We start from the raw sequence: 14,783 nt of genomic DNA, 5'->3' as shown, positions 1-14,783 counted from the left end.
AGGATATTGCCATGAGCAACGAACAACTTGATTTGCAGGATGAAAACAAGCTGGTGGCCTTGCGTCGCGAGCGTCTGCAGGCTTTGCGCGAGCAGGGTCAGGCTTTCCCTAATGATTTTCGTCGTGAACATCTGGCCGGTGATCTTCAGGCCCAATACGGCGATAAAAGCAAGGAAGAGCTGGAGCAGTTGAGTCTGCAGGTCAAGGTAGCCGGTCGTTTGATGCTGAACCGTGGTGCCTTCATGGTATTGCAGGATGTTAGTGGCCGTATCCAGCTGTATGTGAACCGTAAGGGTCTGGATGCAGCGACCTTGGAGAGCTTGAAAGAGTGGGACCTGGGGGACATCGTTGCAGCCACTGGTACCCTGTGCAAGTCAGGCAAAGGTGACCTCTATGTCGATATGCAAGCTCCTCGTTTGTTGACCAAGGCGCTGCGGCCATTGCCTGACAAGTTCAAGGGCTTGCAGGATACCGAAATGCGTTATCGTCAGCGTTACGTTGATCTGATTACCAATGAAGAGTCCCGTAACGCCTTCCGTGTTCGTTCGCAAATCGTCGCTGGGATTCGGCGCTTTATGCAGGATCGTGGCTTCTTGGAAGTCGAAACCCCGATGCTGCAGGTGATTCCTGGTGGGGCATCGGCGCGTCCTTTTATTACCCATCACAATGCGCTGGATCGGGATATGTATCTGCGTATTGCGCCGGAGTTGTACTTGAAGCGCCTGGTTGTAGGGGGCTTTGAGCGGGTGTTTGAAATTAACCGCAACTTCCGTAATGAAGGCTTGTCGACCCGTCATAATCCTGAGTTCACCATGATGGAGTTCTACCAGGCTTATGCGGACTACAAAGATGCCATGAACCTGACCGAAGATTTGCTGCGCCAGTTGGCGGAGCAGGTACTGGGGACAACTCTGGTGCAGTATCAGGGCAAGGAGTATGACTTCGGTAAACCCTTTATTCGGATGACTATGCTGGAGTCTATTCTGCACTTTAATCCGGAAATCAAACTGGAGCAGTTGCAGGATAAAGAGCAGGCCCAGGCACTGGCAGCAAGTTTGAAAATTGCAGTCAAGCCGACTTGGGGATTAGGTAAGCTGCAGACTGAAATTTTTGAAGCGGTGGCAGAGCATCTGCTGGATCAGCCGACCTTTATCACTGAATACCCTGCTGAGGTGTCGCCGCTGGCGCGCCGCAATGATGACAACCCTCATGTTACCGACCGCTTTGAGTTCTTCGTTGGTGGACGTGAGATTGCTAACGGTTTCTCGGAGCTGAATGATCCGGAGGATCAGGCTGAGCGCTTCCGTCAGCAGGTGGCAGAGAAGGATGCAGGGGACGATGAGGCGATGTTCTATGACGCCGACTACATCAATGCGTTGGAGTATGGTTTGCCCCCCACCGCAGGTGAGGGGATCGGTATTGACCGTTTGGTGATGCTCTTCACCAACTCCCCCTCTATTCGGGATGTGATTCTATTCCCGGCTATGCGTCCGGAAGCCTAACCCTTAGGTGCGGCCTTGTTGGCCGCGCCTTGCAGGATCTTCAGGCGTGCTAAGCGCGCCTGAGCTTCCCGCTCGGCTTCACTAATTTTTCGTTCGTAGTCATCCAGCCAGGAGCGAGAGCCGCGAATCATGCTGCTTAGTTCATAGGCTGCCATCTTAAGTGCCCCCAAGAAGCTCAGCTGTTGTTGCTCCTGCTCAATTAGCAAGGTGAGCATCTGCTTGTTGGCAAAGGTATTCAGCTCCAGCTCCAGGCGGGATAACAGTGCTTCATTCTGTTCGGCCTGGCGGTGTTGTTCTTGCAGCAGGCTTTGCCAGCGTTTGTGCTCTTCCGCAATAAAGGTCACGGAGCGCTTGAGCTCATCCTCCAGCATGGCCACCCTGAGTTCTAGGTCATTATTGGCTGGGCTGCTAACCCATAACCATAGGTTGATGGGCAAGAGTAGAGCGAGGGCTGCAACGGCAAGGCTGATTAAGGGCAGTTTGTCCAGTAGGCCAGAGGGGGCGGGGGCTTGGTCTTGCTCTTCTTCAGCGCGCATGATGCTCTCCTTAACACTGGCCGTGGGAACGGACTTCAGTCACAGACTAGGATAGCGTATCCTGCCGCTTTTGCTGGCAAATCAAGAGGTAAGGCGTGGCATGAGTGTACAGGTGCACCCCAGTTGGCAAGCGTGGCTGGATCAGGAGTTGAACCAGCCCTATATGCTGAAGCTGAAAAGCTTTTTGCGTGAGCAAAAGGATTCCCGGCGCGTTATTTACCCTCACTCCCATGATTGGTTTAACGCCCTGCGTTTTACTCCTTTTGATGCCACCCGGGTGGTAATTCTCGGCCAAGACCCTTATCACGGCCCAGGTCAGGCGCATGGTTTGTGTTTTTCCGTGAAACCAGGGGTGGCAGTACCGCCTTCTTTGCAGAATATCTATAAAGAGCTGCAGCGGGATTTACAGGTGCAGCCAGTGGCTCATGGTTGTCTGATTCCTTGGGCTGAGCAGGGGGTGCTCCTGCTCAATGCGGTGCTGACGGTAGAGCAAAGTAAGGCTGGATCACACCAGGGCCAAGGCTGGGAGAGTTTTACCGATGCGATCGTCGCGCGTTTGAATGAGCAGCGTGAGGGATTGGTTTTTATGCTGTGGGGCAGTTATGCCCAGAAGAAGGGACGGGTGATTGATCGTCAGCGTCATCTGGTACTGGAGTCGGCTCATCCTTCACCGCTATCTGCCTACCGAGGCTTTCTTGGTAATGGTCACTTTAGTCGTGCCAACGCTTATTTGCAGCAGCAGGGACTTGCGCCGATTAACTGGCAGTTGCCTGCCAGTTATCAGCTACAAGACGAGGTGTAATAACCCCGTCTTGGTAGGGGGCTTAGGTTTATAGCTTGGGCACCTTGCGCTCAAACACCTCGGGGTCAATGGTATAGGGTAATGGCAACAGAGTCAGACTGGCTTGTGGCTGGCCACTGAGATATAAGGTCTGGCTCTCTGCCTCTTCTTTGTACAGCACAGCGAGCAGACGATAGTGGCCAGGGCTGAGTTCGACAAAGCGTACAACTTGGCCAAGATTGGCGCGTTCCCCATCAATTTGCATACCCAGGCTGAGCGGAACCTGGCTATTCACTTCAGCAATAAACAGGCAGCGTTTGAGTGAGCCGCGATACTGCATGCGGGCGACAATCTCCTGGCCGGTGTAGCAGCCTTTCTTAAAGTTCACCCCTCCCAGTGCCTGCAGGTTAAGCATCTGTGGGATATAACTCTCCATCAAGGCGGCGGGTAGCCAGGGTAGGCCTGCATCAATTTCGCTGCGTTCCCATAACTGGCTAGCGGCAAAACTGGCATGCTCCATCAAAGCTGGCCAGAGTTGGATGGCGGCTTCAGTTTGTAACCACAGCTCAAAGCGTGGCTGTTGGCCTGGAACGCGGATCAGGTAACCGCCAGCAATGGCCAGCTGCTGATGATCCTGTGTTGGGCAATCGTCAAACAGGGCCAGTAAAATATTGTCTGCCCCTTGGCCTTGCAGGCCTAAGCGCACCCACTCTGCCGAGACATCACTTAGCTTGGCTTTGAAAAATACAATGTATTTGTTGAGGGTCTGCAAGGTGGAAGCCAGGGTATCGGCAGGCATGCCAAGCAGATAGCCTTGATCGTGACGATTAATGCGGAACAGGCTGAGTAATGCCCCCTTGGGGGTGCAGAGTCCACCTAAGCTGGTCTGGCTTGGGGTGATTTGGCCAAGGTGACAGGTCAATTGCCCCTGCAGAAACTTCTCGGCGCCTTCGCCCTGGCAGCTTAGCAACCCTAGATAGGAGAGATCACTCAACCAGGGGCGGTCTGCGGGAGGGTTGGCAAAGTGGGTTTGGTAGCCCGCTTCGTCCCAACTGGCGCCATGCTGACTTAGAAAGCGTTGCCATTGGTTGTTCATCATTAATATCCAGCTACCCCTATGGGGTTAATCAGCGAATGGGAGAGCCTAAGGCTTACCGGCTGCAGCCCCCTTGATAGCAGCCGCTTAGTCTAGTAGCGGCCTGTTGCTGCAGGCAGAAGTATCGGTAAGGGCTGACTAATATAGTCATACCTTGGGGTAAAGTCATCGCCAGGCGATGGCGGGCCGCAGGTGAGTGATTATAATGGGGGCCTTTTTCATCGGTCGGAGTGGTGTCGTGACTGTATTTAACGAAACCGAAGTAAAGCGTCTGCGTTGGCATAGTCGACGGGGGATGTTAGAGCTGGATGTATTGTTGATCCCCTTTGTTGAGGAAGCCTTTAATGATCTCGAAGAGGATGACAAGCATCGCTTTGTGAAGTTGTTAGCTCAGGAAGACACTGATCTTTTTGCCTGGTTTATGGGACATGCCCAGGCGGAGGATGCCGATCTGGCCAGAATGGTAAGGATTATTCTTGAGCGGGTTCAGCCAAAATAGCCTGACTCTCGGCCCTAGCTATTGGGCACGCTATTGGCAGCTGGCTGGAGCGGCACTGATACTGCTGGCGCTAGGCTTGTTGTTGAGCCAGCCTGAGTTGCAACTGGGGCTATTACTCCTTCTGCTGGGAGGAGGGTGGTACGGCTGGCGTCGGCCTGTCGCAGCGAAAGTCAGTGCCCTGCGCTGGCGTCAGCAGGATTGGTGGCTGTGGCAAGACGGGCGCTGGCAATGGATGGCTCCTCGTCAGGCTTGGCTTAGTCCCTGGCTGATTATTCTTTATACCCCTCAGCCCTTGCTAATTTGGCGCGATGCCTGTCAGCCGGATGACTTTCGGCGCCTGCGGGTACGGTTGTTATGGCAGGGACTGGCTAGCCCCAAGCGGGGCTAGTTACGTTGTTGTTGGGGCCAGGGGTAATTAAGCGGCGCCAGCACCGTATCCCGTGCCTCTGGCAGCGTATCGGGATAATCCAGAGTGTAGTGGAGTCCGCGACTTTCTTTGCGTAATAACGCAGAGCGAATGATTAGATCCGCCACTACGGCCAGGTTGCGCAGCTCGATCAAATCACGGCTGATTTTATAGTTGCTGTAGTACTCGGCAATTTCTTGCTTGAGTAAGTCAATACGATGCTGTGCCCGCTGCAGGCGTTTGGTGGTGCGGACAATGCCGACGTAGTCCCACATAAAGCGTCTGAGTTCATCCCAGTTATGTGAGATCACCACATCTTCATCAGAGTCGGTGACCTGGCTTTCATCCCAGCAGGGAATGTCAGGTACTTCTGCAACTCGTTGAGCTTGGCTGAGAATTTGCTGGGCGCAGGAGCGGGCAAATACCAAGCACTCCAGCAAAGAATTAGAGGCCAGACGATTAGCACCATGTAAGCCGGTAAAGGCTGTTTCGCCAATGGCATAGAGATTGTTGATATCGGTTTGCCCTTGAATATCGGTGATCACCCCACCACAGGTGTAATGGGCAGCGGGTACCACCGGAATGGGCTCCTTGGTGATATCAATGCCGTAGTTCAGGCAGCGTTCATAGACCGTAGGGAAATGACTGCGAATAAAGTCCGGATCGCGGTGGGAAATGTCCAGATATACGTGGTCAAGTCCCAGGCGCTTCATCTCATGGTCAATGGCGCGGGCAACGATATCCCGGGGGGCCAGCTCGCCACGGCTGTCAAAATCGAACATGAAGCGCTCGCCACTGGGTAGGCGCAGGTAACCACCTTCTCCCCGCACTGCTTCGGTAATCAGGAAGGATTTCGCCTTGGGGTGATACAGGCAGGTGGGGTGGAACTGATTAAACTCCAGATTGGCGACCCGGCAACCGGCGCGCCAGGCCATGGCAATGCCATCGCCGGAGGCACCGTCAGGGTTGCTGGTATAGAGGTAGACTTTGCTGGCTCCGCCGGTGGCAAGGATGACAAAGCGAGCTTTAAACACCTCTACATGGCCGGAAGCTAAATCCAGCACATAAGCCCCCAGGCAACGATTGCCCCCCAAACCAAGCTTTTGCTGGGTAATCAAATCCACCGCCAGATGATGCTGAAATAAGCGTAAACGAGGGTGGGCCAAGGTGTTGGTGACTAGCGTATCCTCAATGGCGCGCCCGGTGGCGTCGGCGGCATGAATGATGCGACGGTGGCTATGGCCGCCTTCTTTGGTCAGGTGGTAGGGTAGGCTCTGTTGGCGTGCATCAGGATCAGGAGTGAAGGGAACTCCTTGCTCAATCAGCCACTCTATAGCGCTGGGGCCATTTTCAACGGTAAAGCGTACCGCCTCAGGGCGGGGTAACCAGGCACCGGCGTCCATGGTGTCGCTGATATGACTATCAACGGAGTCTTGTTGGTCCAGCACGGCGGCCACACCGCCCTGGGCCCAATAGGTGGAACCAGAATGGAGTTCTGCCTTACTAAGAACGGCAACGTTCAAGTGATCGGCTAAGTGCAACGCGGCGGTTAGCCCCGCCGCTCCACTACCAATTACCAGAACATCAAAGTCATGCTGAACGCTCATTGACAGGGCTATCCTTCACCAAAGATCTGCGCATGGAGGCGAACTATAAGCGAAGGTGGGGTGTTTGGCTATGCGTTGGAATTCAACCGGCTTCGGGTAATAATGCGCCGGTCTGACAAGGGAGAACAAGGTGAGCCTGGACAGCCTAGATGCGGATGCCGCCCTGGTACAGAGGGCTAAACAGGGGGATACCCGCGCCTATGATCTGTTGGTGATCAAGTATCAGCATCGGATTCTGGCTCTGGTACGCCGTTTTGTCGGTGATGCCGATGCCCTGGATGTGGCTCAGGAAGCCTTCATCAAGGCTTATCGTTCGCTAGCCAATTTTCGCGAAGACAGTGCTTTTTATACTTGGCTGTATCGGATTGCGGTGAACACCGCCAAAAACTATTTGGCGGCTCGGGGGCGTCGTCCACCCAGTGCCGATGTGGATGTGGATGATGCGCAGCACCTAGAGGTTGGGGCGCCTCTGCATGATCACAGCACGCCTGAGCAAGAGCTCAATAAAGAGCGGGTGCAGCAAGTGATACGTACTACTCTGGCACAGCTGCCGGAAGAGTTACGGGTGGCACTGACGCTACGTGAGTTTGATGGCCTCAGTTATGAGGATATTGCCCAAATCATGGACTGCCCGGTGGGTACCGTGCGTTCACGTATTTTCCGTGCGCGGGAAGCGATCGAGAAAAATTTAGCGCCCCTGCTCTAGCGTGGGAACTTTTCCAACCTCGGCACGACTAAGCGAATAGACAGGTACAACCCTTGGGTTGGCAAAGCCTGCGATTAGGTTGAGAGATTTTGAGGTATGTCTATGTCAGAAACCCAACGTGAGCAGTTGTCTGCTCTCTTTGACGGAGAGTTGGATGAGCTGGGCGTCAAACGGGTGCTGGCGCAGCACGATCACGCGCAACGCCAGCAGTGGCAGCATTACAGCCTGATGCGTGAAGCTCTACGAGGTGAGCCGTTGCAGTTGGACTGGCAACTGGCGGATCGTGTGCGCGAGAGCTTGGCGCAGGACTCTGCCATGGCTGAGTCGGTCGTGGTAAAACCAGAATCCTGGTGGCGTCCTTTTAGTCATTTAGCGGTGGCAGCCTCCTTTGCTGGCGCAGTGTTCTTTGGCGCTGGTTGGTTAGGCTGGCTGCCTAGCAGTGGTGTGGTCCCGTCGCCCGCACCTCAGTTGGCGAGCAGTGCTCGCCTTCCTCTGGCCAGCCAGGCGCAGCCAGTTGCCTATGGCACCAGTCTGGGTCAAGCGGAAGCGCCGATGGGGGATTATATTCGACTGAACTCCGGCCTGGAGGATTACCTGTTGCGCCATCAGCAGCGCTTAGAACAACGGGTGGGGTTATGGCAACTGAGCTGGCTCCCACCTGGCTATCAACTGCTGCGACAGGAGCAAGGGGGAGATCAACAGGTCATGACCTTCGCCAATCAAGGCGAGGCGTTCAGTGTCTTTATTGAGCCCCTAGGCATGCGCCGCTTGACGGAGGGCAGCATTGAAAAGCAAGGGCGATTGGTGATGGGCAAGCAGTTGCTGCGCCCCCAGGGTGAGTTTTTTGTCACCGTGGCGGGGGATATCAGTCGTGATGATGCACTGCGTTTGATTCAGCATATTCGTCATGAACCCTGATAGCGAAATGGATGAGGGCCAGTTGCTCGAACTGGGACAGGTTGTGGAGTCCCAGGGGAGGCAGGTACGGGTGGAAACCATCCGCCGTTCTGCCTGTGGTAGTTGCCAGTTACGCCAGGGCTGTGGGCAGGGACTACTTAACCGCTTAGGGGATGGTAAGCGCTATCGCCTGTGGTTGGATATCCCCCAGGGCATGGTGCTGAGGGTCGGAGACCAGGTGCGTCTGGGCTTGTCTCCCCATGCGCTATTACAGGTTTCTGCCTTGGCCTATCTGCTTCCCTTAGCAGGTCTGTTTGCTGGAGTGTTGGCTACCTTGCAACTGAATGAAGCTTGGCAGCTTGGCGCAGGCGCACTAGGCTTGCTGCTGGGACTGGCCGGGCTGCGCTATCTGAGTCGTTGTCAGAGTCAGGGACTCTGGCAGCCGCAAATACTAGAAAAAATCAAGATGGGCACTGAGGAACACGAGCGTATTCATGTCACCTTCCTGGATGGAGTAAAGCAGCCGTGAAATCACGTTCAGTACTGACCAGCCTCGCTGGTCTGTGGATGCTATGCAGTCTGTGGGCTAGTCAGGTGCTGGCCTTTCAGTTACCGGATTTTACCGAGTTGGTGGAGCAGTCTGCTCCGGCGGTGGTGAATATCAGCACCGTCAAGAATGTGCAGCCCTTTGGCGCCGACTCTAACTCTGGCCCCTTTATGCCGTTTGATCCGGATGACCCCGCTTTTCAGGAGATGCCGGAAATTTTCCGTCACTTCTTTTTCGGTCAGCGCGGTCCCCAGACCCCGCAACAGCAGCGGCCCCAGCCACGCTCACTCGGCTCAGGTTTCATTATTTCAGAGGATGGCTACATTCTGACCAAACGCCATGTGGTGAATGGCGCAGATGAAATTATTGTGCGCCTGAATGATCGCCGTGAACTGACCGCTGAATTAGTCGGGGCGGATGCGCGTTCGGATCTGGCGTTGTTGAAAATCAAGGCAGACAACCTGCCTACGGTGAAAGTCGGTCGCTCCCGTGATCTGAAAGTAGGGGAGTGGGTGGTCGCCATTGGTTCACCTTTCGGTTTCGATTACTCCGTCACCGCGGGGATAGTATCGGCGGTGGGGCGTAGTCTGTCTGGGGATAACTATGTGCCCTTTATCCAGACCGATGTGGCGATTAACCCCGGTAACTCTGGTGGCCCCCTGTTTAACCTGGATGGTCAGGTAGTGGGAATCAATTCCCAGATTTACACCCGCTCTGGCGGTTTTATGGGGCTGTCGTTTGCTATTCCTATCGATGTGGCGATGGAAGTAGCGGACCAGTTGCGTAACGAAGGTCATGTCAAACGTGGCTGGTTAGGGGTGATTATTCAGGAAGTTAACCGTGATCTGGCTGAATCTTTTGGCTTGGATAAAGCAGCAGGCGCGCTGGTGGCCAAGGTGTTGCCGGATAGCCCGGCAGAAAAAGCCGGTCTGCGTGAAGGGGATGTCATTATCCGCTTTAAGGGGCGTGATATTAACCTGTCAGCCGAGCTGCCACCTTTAGTGGGACGGGTGAAGCCAGGAGACAAAGCTGAGGTTGAAGTCATGCGCCAGGGGCGTAAGCAGACGCTGAGCGTTGAAATCGGCCTGCTGCCAGACGATGAGACTACGATTCTGGCGGATAATGGTCAGTCCGCTAATAAGGGCAATGTGGGTAGCCTGAATATCATGGTGGCGGACTTGTCGGCTGAAGCGAAGCAGCGTTTGCAAGTCGAAGCGGGGGTGGAGGTGCGCCAAGTACAGCCAGGCCCTGCTGCCAGTGCCGGTATTCAACCTGGAGATGTGATTACTCTACTCAATGGCGAGGCGGTTAACTCAGTCAAAGAGTTGCAGGCGGTGGTGAAAAAGCTGCCCAAACAGCGTTCCGTGCCAGTGCAGATTATTCGTAATGGTTCGCCGATCTTTCTGCCCCTGCGTATCGAGTAAAGAATCAACCTGGTCAGGGCGGCTATTGAGCCGCCCTTTGCTTTTCTGTAACAAGGACGGAGCAGGAATTATTCGGCGTCTCAGATGCTAATGGCGGCTAAATCGGCTAGAATGCCGCCCTGTTTTGGCTTAGCAGTCCGGGTTCCCTAGGTATGGGATGCCTGAATGAGTCGACCCCTAGGCCACCCTCAGCTAGCGTTGGTGAATGGATCCGTGAGCAGTCTCAAGCATATTCGCAATTTTTCCATCATTGCCCATATCGACCATGGTAAGTCCACCCTGGCCGACCGTTTTATTCAGACCTGTGGTGGCTTGACTGAGCGCGAGATGGCCGAGCAGGTACTCGATTCCATGGATATCGAGCGTGAGCGCGGTATTACCATCAAGGCCCAGAGCGTTACCCTGAACTACCAGGCGCAGGATGGTCAAACCTATCAGTTAAACTTTATCGATACCCCAGGACACGTTGACTTTACTTATGAGGTTTCCCGCTCCCTGGCCGCCTGTGAAGGGGCTTTGTTGGTAGTGGATGCAGCCCAAGGGGTAGAGGCTCAGTCTGTTGCTAACTGCTATACCGCTATTGAGCAGGGACTGGAAGTGGTGCCCGTGCTGAACAAGATGGATCTGCCCCAGGCCGAGCCGGAGCGGGTTAAGCAAGAGATCGAGGATATCATTGGGATTGATGCAACCCATGCGACTCCTGTCAGCGCCAAGAGCGGGATGGGCGTACCGGATGTGTTGGAAGACCTGATTAAGCGCATTCCGCCTCCTGAAGGTGATGTGGATGCCCCGCTGCAAGCGCTGATTATCGACTCCTGGTTTGATAACTATCTGGGGGTTGTTTCCTTGGTGCGGATTAAAAATGGCACCCTGCGTAAAAAAGACAAGATTCTGGTGAAGTCTACCGGTCAAGTGCACCTGGTTGATGATGTAGGGGTCTTTACTCCTAAACGTAAGTCCACCGATGTACTGCGTGCCGGTGAAGTAGGCTACGTGGTCGCTGGCATTAAAGATATTCACGGCGCCCCAGTGGGTGACACCCTGACCCTCAACAGTACGCCGGATGTGGCCAGTCTGCCGGGCTTTCAGAAAGTGAAGCCCCAGGTGTATGCCGGCCTGTTCCCGGTCAGTTCAGATGATTATGAAGACTTCCGTGAGGCGCTTGATAAGCTGTCGCTGAACGATGCATCCCTATTCTTTGAGCCTGAGTCCTCCGATGCGTTGGGCTTTGGTTTCCGCTGCGGCTTCCTTGGGATGCTGCATATGGAGATCATTCAAGAGCGCTTGGAGCGTGAATACGATCTGGATCTGATCACCACAGCACCCACGGTAGTGTATGAGCTGGAGCTCAACTCAGGGGATACTGTGTATGTGGATAACCCCTCCAAGCTGCCAGAGCCGGGTAAGGTGAAAGAGATGCGGGAGCCTATTGTCGAGGCCAGCATCCTGGTGCCGCAGGAGTATCTGGGCAATGTGATCAGCCTGTGCGTGGAGAAGCGTGGGGTGCAGAAGAACATGCACTTTATGGCAACCCAGGTACAGGTCGTGTATGAGCTGCCCATGAGTGAAGTGGTGATGGACTTCTTTGATCGCTTGAAGTCGGTCAGCCGCGGATTCGCTTCTCTCGACTACACCTTTGTGCGTTACCAACCAGCCAGTCTGGTGCGTTTGGATATCCTGATTAACGGTGACCGGGTGGATGCCTTGGCGGTCATTATGCACCGTGATAACGCTCAGTATCGTGGGCGTATGCTGTGCGAAAAAATGAAAGAACTGATTCCCCGACAGATGTTTGATGTGGCGATTCAAGCGGCCATTGGTGGTCATGTTATCGCCCGTACCACAGTAAAAGCCATGCGTAAAAACGTACTGGCCAAGTGCTACGGTGGTGACGTCAGTCGTAAGAAGAAACTGCTGCAGAAACAGAAAGAAGGTAAGAAGCGCATGAAGCAACTGGGGCGGGTGGAAGTGCCTCAGGAAGCCTTCCTGGCCGTACTTAAGGTGGATAGCTGATGGATCTGGACTTTGCTCTTATTCTGACCCTGGCGGTACTCATTACCGGTGTGGTCTGGCTGATTGATATTCTGTTTTTTGCCGGTAAGCGTAAGGCGCGTACTGAGTTAGCCCAGCAACAGGGGCTGACGGATACGCAAGCGCTGCAAAAACTGAGTGCCGATCCCTGGCCTGTTGAGTACGCAAAGTCCTTTTTTCCTGTGCTGGCGGTGGTATTTGTACTGCGCTCCTTTGTAGTGGAGCCTTATCAGATTCCCTCGGGCTCAATGCTGCCTACTCTGGAGGTTGGGGACTTTATTCTGGTAAATAAGTTCTCCTACGGCCTGCGGATGCCGGTGATTAACACCAAACTGATGAACCTGGGTGAACCCCAGCGTGGTGATGTCATGGTGTTTAAGTATCCGGGAAATCCGCGGGTGAACTACATCAAGCGGGTAGTAGGTTTACCGGGTGACCATGTTGCCTACCTGGATAAGCGCTTATATATCAATGGCCAGGAAGTGCCAGAACAATTTTTGGCTAATATTCCTCCGGTGCAGCCTTCCCTGCAGCTATTCCAGGAACAGTTGGGTGATGTCAGCCACCGTATCTATAAAGCCCCCACGCGGCCACGGGTAGAAGCAGAGTGGGAAGTGCCTGCCGGTCATTATTTTATGATGGGGGATAACCGCGATAACTCGAATGACAGCCGCTATTGGGGCTTTGTGCCAGAGGAGTATATCGTCGGCAAGGCTTTCTATGTCTGGCTACACTGGGAGAACTTTTTCAGTATTCCCAGTCTGGCCAATAACGGCCGCATCCTGTAAGGAGCGTTGCGATGCAATCTCTGCTTAAGCAGCGTGGTGCCTCGGTTGGCACCCTGCTCAATGTTCTGATCCTCATCATTGGCGTGATTATCGCTGCCAAGGTGGTGCCGCTGTATATGGCTGATAGCGCCGTTAAGGCTAGCCTGGAGGCGACGCTGGCTGACACGAATCAACTCAAGCGTGGTCAGAATGGTATTCAGGAAGGCTTAAGCAAGCGCCTGCAGATTAACTCGGTGGACTTGCCGCAGGATGCGCTCAGCATCAAGCGTGCCGGCAATGTCTGGCAGGTACGGGTGGAATATGAGCGGCGCGTCGCGCTGGTGGCCAATGCTGAGTTGGCCCTGACTTTTAATCATTATTACGAAGCTAAATTACCTTGAGTACGGACTTACAACCCCTGTGTCGGCGACTAGGCCATCAGTTTCAGGATCAAACCCTAGTAGAACTGGCCCTGACCCATCGCAGCTGCGGTAACAAAAATAATGAGCGCCTGGAGTTTCTTGGCGACTCACTGCTGAATTGTGTGATTGCTGAAGCCTTATTTCAGCGTTTTCCAGAAGCGAAAGAGGGCCAGCTAAGCCGCCTGCGGGCGCGTTTGGTGAAGGGGGTGACCCTGGCTGAAATCGCCCGCGAGTTTGGTTTGGGGGATTATCTGCGTCTGGGGGTTGGTGAGTTGAAAAGCGGTGGTTTTCGCCGCGATTCTATCCTGGCCGATGCCATGGAAGCCCTGATCGGTGCGATCTATCTTGACTCAGATATGAGTGTGACCAAAGAGCGTATTCTGGCCTGGTTTGGTAGCCGACTGCAGAAGTTGGATCTGAAGGATAATCAGAAAGATGCCAAGACCCGCTTGCAAGAGTATCTGCAAGGAAAGGGCGCGGAGTTACCCGAGTACGAAACCGTTGGTATTGATGGTGAGGCTCACGCCCAGGTATTTACAGTGAGCTGTACTGTGAGTTTGCTGCAGCAGCCGACTCTGGGAAGTGGTAGCAGTCGTCGGGTGGCCGAACAAAAAGCAGCCAGTCAGGCGTTGACCTTATTAGGAGAGCAGCCATGAGCGAGCCAGTGCAGAAGTGTGGCTTTGTTGCCATTGTAGGGCGCCCTAATGTTGGTAAGTCGACCCTGCTGAACTACATTCTGGGGCAGAAGCTGAGTATTACCTCGCGCAAGCCACAAACCACGCGCCACCAGATCTTAGGGATTAAAACCGAGGGTGAGCTCCAGGCGATTTATGTGGATACCCCCGGGATACATAAGTCACGGGAAACCGCGTTAAACCGCTACATGAATAAAGCGGCTAACAGTGCCCTGAAAGATGTGGATCTGGTGATCTTTATTGTTGACCGTACCCGTTGGACCGATGAGGACCAACTGGTGCTGGAGCAGCTACAGAACGTGCGTTGCCCGGTGATTTTGGCAGTTAATAAAGTTGACCGCCTGCAGGATAAGGCGACTTTGTTGCCCTGGTTGGAGCAGGTATCCGCTAAGTTTAACTTCGCTGAGATTATTCCTATTTCTGCCCAAGAAGGTCATAACGTTGATCGCTTGGAAGATCTGGTGGCTGAGCGTCTACCAGAGGGGGTACATCACTTTAGCGAAGATCAGATTACCGATCGCTCCTCCCGTTTTGTGGCGGCAGAGCTGGTACGGGAAAAGGTCATGCGCCAGCTCGGCGAAGAGGTGCCCTATGGCGTCACCGTTGAGATTGAGCAATTTAAGTATGATGACCGCGGTATTCTGCACATTCATGCTCTGATTCTGGTGGAGCGGGATGGGCAGAAGAAGATCGTCATCGGTGATGGTGGTAGCCGGATTAAAGTGATTGGCCGTGATGCGCGCCTGGATATGGAGCGTATGTTTGAGGCTAAAGTAATGTTGAACCTCTGGGTGAAAGTGAAGCGCGGTTGGTCCGATGACGAACGTGCGCTGCACAGCCTAGGCTACACTGACCTGGCTTGAGCCA

Annotated in this window: 16 protein-coding genes; 13 read left to right on the top strand and 3 right to left on the bottom strand. The window is 54.2% G+C overall.

Annotated features, from left to right (window positions below; genetic code table 11):
- Positions 1–11: 11 nt before the first annotated feature.
- A complete protein-coding gene (gene lysS / locus Q334_RS0115315; RefSeq protein ID WP_027313982.1) occupies positions 12–1,502 on the top strand; it encodes a lysine--tRNA ligase in 1,491 nt (496 codons plus the stop codon).
- Here the strand turns inward: lysS and Q334_RS0115310 are convergent.
- On the bottom strand, positions 1,499–2,038 hold the full coding sequence (locus Q334_RS0115310; RefSeq protein WP_027313981.1) for a hypothetical protein: 540 nt from the start codon (positions 2,036–2,038) through the stop codon (positions 1,499–1,501). The two genes, lysS and Q334_RS0115310, sit on opposite strands and share 4 nt — an antisense overlap.
- Before the next feature lie 100 nt (positions 2,039–2,138).
- On the opposite strand from Q334_RS0115310, the gene ung reads away from it, so the two are divergent.
- Complete coding sequence (gene ung, locus Q334_RS0115305; RefSeq protein WP_027313980.1) at positions 2,139–2,840, top strand: uracil-DNA glycosylase; 702 nt, start codon at positions 2,139–2,141, stop codon at positions 2,838–2,840.
- A gap of 28 nt (positions 2,841–2,868) precedes the next feature.
- Here the strand turns inward: ung and ygfZ are convergent, their stop codons facing one another.
- Positions 2,869–3,915 (bottom strand): CAF17-like 4Fe-4S cluster assembly/insertion protein YgfZ, encoded by a 1,047-nt coding sequence (ygfZ, locus tag Q334_RS0115300; protein ID WP_051527857.1) that lies wholly within the window; start codon positions 3,913–3,915, stop codon positions 2,869–2,871.
- A 238-nt stretch (positions 3,916–4,153) separates the two neighbouring features.
- Between ygfZ and Q334_RS0115295 the strand changes: the two genes are divergently transcribed.
- Complete coding sequence (locus Q334_RS0115295) at positions 4,154–4,414, top strand: succinate dehydrogenase assembly factor 2 (protein ID WP_035461836.1); 261 nt, start codon at positions 4,154–4,156, stop codon at positions 4,412–4,414.
- Positions 4,392–4,802, top strand: a complete 411-nt coding sequence (locus Q334_RS0115290) for a protein YgfX (protein WP_027313977.1) — start codon at positions 4,392–4,394, stop codon at positions 4,800–4,802. The genes Q334_RS0115295 and Q334_RS0115290 overlap by 23 nt, the downstream gene beginning before the upstream one ends.
- Here Q334_RS0115290 and nadB read toward each other — a convergent pair.
- A complete protein-coding gene (nadB, locus tag Q334_RS0115285) occupies positions 4,799–6,427 on the bottom strand; it encodes an L-aspartate oxidase (RefSeq protein ID WP_027313976.1) in 1,629 nt (542 codons plus the stop codon). The two genes, Q334_RS0115290 and nadB, sit on opposite strands and share 4 nt — an antisense overlap.
- A 130-nt stretch (positions 6,428–6,557) precedes the next feature.
- Between nadB and rpoE the strand changes: the two genes are divergently transcribed.
- From rpoE to era, 9 genes are all read left to right on the top strand, one after another.
- Entirely contained in the window at positions 6,558–7,133 is a 576-nt protein-coding gene (rpoE, locus tag Q334_RS0115280) for an RNA polymerase sigma factor RpoE (RefSeq protein ID WP_211249553.1), read from the top strand.
- Positions 7,134–7,235: 102 nt separating this feature from the next.
- Entirely contained in the window at positions 7,236–8,051 is an 816-nt protein-coding gene (locus tag Q334_RS20165) for an RseA family anti-sigma factor (RefSeq protein ID WP_027313974.1), read from the top strand.
- Complete coding sequence (locus tag Q334_RS19415) at positions 8,041–8,559, top strand: SoxR reducing system RseC family protein (protein ID WP_051527855.1); 519 nt, start codon at positions 8,041–8,043, stop codon at positions 8,557–8,559. The genes Q334_RS20165 and Q334_RS19415 overlap by 11 nt, the downstream gene beginning before the upstream one ends.
- 38 nt (positions 8,560–8,597) lie before the next feature.
- The gene (locus Q334_RS0115265) at positions 8,598–10,001 is read left to right on the top strand and encodes a DegQ family serine endoprotease (protein WP_051527868.1); all 1,404 of its coding nucleotides are present in this window, start codon (positions 8,598–8,600) and stop codon (positions 9,999–10,001) included.
- 213 nt (positions 10,002–10,214) lie between these two features.
- The gene (gene lepA / locus Q334_RS0115260; protein ID WP_027313972.1) at positions 10,215–12,014 is read left to right on the top strand and encodes a translation elongation factor 4; all 1,800 of its coding nucleotides are present in this window, start codon (positions 10,215–10,217) and stop codon (positions 12,012–12,014) included.
- Positions 12,014–12,820 carry a signal peptidase I gene (lepB, locus tag Q334_RS0115255; RefSeq protein WP_027313971.1) on the top strand — a complete coding sequence of 269 codons (807 nt, stop codon included), beginning with the start codon at positions 12,014–12,016 and terminating at the stop codon, positions 12,818–12,820. The genes lepA and lepB overlap by 1 nt, the downstream gene beginning before the upstream one ends.
- Before the next feature lie 11 nt (positions 12,821–12,831).
- A complete protein-coding gene (locus Q334_RS0115250) occupies positions 12,832–13,200 on the top strand; it encodes a DUF4845 domain-containing protein (protein WP_027313970.1) in 369 nt (122 codons plus the stop codon).
- Entirely contained in the window at positions 13,197–13,877 is a 681-nt protein-coding gene (rnc, locus tag Q334_RS0115245) for a ribonuclease III (RefSeq protein ID WP_027313969.1), read from the top strand. The genes Q334_RS0115250 and rnc overlap by 4 nt, the downstream gene beginning before the upstream one ends.
- A complete protein-coding gene (gene era / locus Q334_RS0115240) occupies positions 13,874–14,779 on the top strand; it encodes a GTPase Era (RefSeq protein WP_027313968.1) in 906 nt (301 codons plus the stop codon). Before rnc ends, era begins: the two co-directional genes overlap by 4 nt.
- The last annotated feature ends 4 nt before the right edge of the window (positions 14,780–14,783 follow it).

The sequence above is a fragment of the Balneatrix alpica DSM 16621 genome (assembly GCF_000619885.1).
In the GTDB taxonomy this organism is placed as follows: domain Bacteria; phylum Pseudomonadota; class Gammaproteobacteria; order Pseudomonadales; family Balneatricaceae; genus Balneatrix; species Balneatrix alpica.
Note: the sequence above shows the minus strand (reverse complement) of the source record. Positions and strands in the feature narration are given on the sequence as shown.

Excerpts from the sequence above, each read along its gene's own strand:
- Q334_RS19415 (WP_051527855.1), top strand. The coding sequence starts at position 8,041 with ATGAACCCTGATAGCGAAATGGATGAGGGCCAGTTGCTCGAACTGGGA.
- lysS (WP_027313982.1), top strand. The coding sequence starts at position 12 with ATGAGCAACGAACAACTTGATTTGCAGGATGAAAACAAGCTGGTGGCC.
- era (WP_027313968.1), top strand. The coding sequence starts at position 13,874 with ATGAGCGAGCCAGTGCAGAAGTGTGGCTTTGTTGCCATTGTAGGGCGC.
- Q334_RS0115310 (WP_027313981.1), bottom strand. The coding sequence starts at position 2,038 with ATGCGCGCTGAAGAAGAGCAAGACCAAGCCCCCGCCCCCTCTGGCCTA.
- nadB (WP_027313976.1), bottom strand. The coding sequence starts at position 6,427 with ATGAGCGTTCAGCATGACTTTGATGTTCTGGTAATTGGTAGTGGAGCG.
- Q334_RS0115265 (WP_051527868.1), top strand. The coding sequence starts at position 8,598 with ATGCTATGCAGTCTGTGGGCTAGTCAGGTGCTGGCCTTTCAGTTACCG.
- Q334_RS0115250 (WP_027313970.1), top strand. The coding sequence starts at position 12,832 with ATGCAATCTCTGCTTAAGCAGCGTGGTGCCTCGGTTGGCACCCTGCTC.
- Q334_RS20165 (WP_027313974.1), top strand. The coding sequence starts at position 7,236 with ATGTCAGAAACCCAACGTGAGCAGTTGTCTGCTCTCTTTGACGGAGAG.
- ygfZ (WP_051527857.1), bottom strand. The coding sequence starts at position 3,915 with ATGAACAACCAATGGCAACGCTTTCTAAGTCAGCATGGCGCCAGTTGG.
- lepB (WP_027313971.1), top strand. The coding sequence starts at position 12,014 with ATGGATCTGGACTTTGCTCTTATTCTGACCCTGGCGGTACTCATTACC.
- ung (WP_027313980.1), top strand. The coding sequence starts at position 2,139 with ATGAGTGTACAGGTGCACCCCAGTTGGCAAGCGTGGCTGGATCAGGAG.